Raw genomic sequence first — 274 nt, 5'->3', positions numbered from 1 at the left:
TGTAAAATAAATGGATAATTAGAGTGCTCAAAAGCGGCATCAGTTAGCCCATCAGCCCCACGCTCGAACAACAAGGCTTCGCCAACACTCTCCTGTGCGTACGCTCTAAAATGGGTGTAATTAAAGAGCGTATTAAAGAGCTCCTCTCCATCCATTTCACGTCTCAATGTCGCTAATGGATAACGACGATGGCCCCATAGCTGGTGCTCCTGCTCTGCCAACTGTTTGATCCATTCAGACCAACTGAGTGCTGTAGTCGTCGTGCTAAAAGGTA

Annotated in this window: 1 protein-coding gene; it reads right to left on the bottom strand. The window is 47.1% G+C overall.

The window, feature by feature from the left end; genetic code table 11:
• The coding region (locus CWC18_RS21190; protein ID WP_171041193.1) for a hypothetical protein at nucleotides 1-274 on the bottom strand (274 nt) is incomplete at both ends.

Source organism: Pseudoalteromonas aurantia (assembly GCF_005886875.1).
Taxonomy (GTDB): Bacteria; Pseudomonadota; Gammaproteobacteria; order Enterobacterales; family Alteromonadaceae; genus Pseudoalteromonas; species Pseudoalteromonas aurantia_A.
The sequence above is the reverse complement of the archived record's forward strand: the minus strand, read 5'-3'. Positions and strand labels throughout refer to the sequence as shown.